Here is a 486-nt window from a genome sequence, read left to right on the forward strand (position 1 = left end):
GCGCAGGGCATAGAGCCCATTATAGAGTTCCACCACAGAAGTAGCCAATATAAGGGCTTGCATGTGCAATTCACTTATAAGGGCATTCCTAGCGAGGTCCAGCTACACACTAACAGCAGTTGGGGGACTAAAAAAAGAGTTAGACCCGATCTATCATATTATGCGAGACCCCCAAGAATTGGCAAAGCTAACAGATGAAGAAATGCTAGCCCTAAAAGAACAAAGCCGCCAAATCGCTCAAGATTTAGATTTAGATATAAGCGACTTCACCTCATACATGGTTAAATCTGATAGTGCCCAAAGTTCGGAAAAATCTGTCTTAGTGAGAAAATCGCCCACAGAGGGGAAACCCACCCAAGAGCCTTTAGAGAAGTCAAATTCAAACCGCGTTTTTTCAGAGGGGGATACGGCATACAACCGCCCCGATTCTGTGTTGCGTGAGAACGCTAATTTTTCAGGTGGCAAGGGGAATAATTTATCTTCAGG

General features: G+C 44.7%; 1 protein-coding gene and 1 pseudogene. Both read left to right on the forward strand.

Annotated features, from left to right (window positions below; translation table 11 throughout):
- A partial coding sequence (locus tag FNE76_RS08435; RefSeq protein WP_214613815.1) for a hypothetical protein occupies window positions 1-198 on the forward strand: 198 nt, incomplete at its 5' end.
- A gap of 4 nt (window positions 199-202) precedes the next feature.
- Window positions 203-486, forward strand: a pseudogene (locus FNE76_RS08130) (hypothetical protein); the annotation flags it as partial.

The organism is Helicobacter mehlei (assembly GCF_007280785.1).
Taxonomy (GTDB): domain Bacteria; phylum Campylobacterota; class Campylobacteria; order Campylobacterales; family Helicobacteraceae; genus Helicobacter; species Helicobacter mehlei.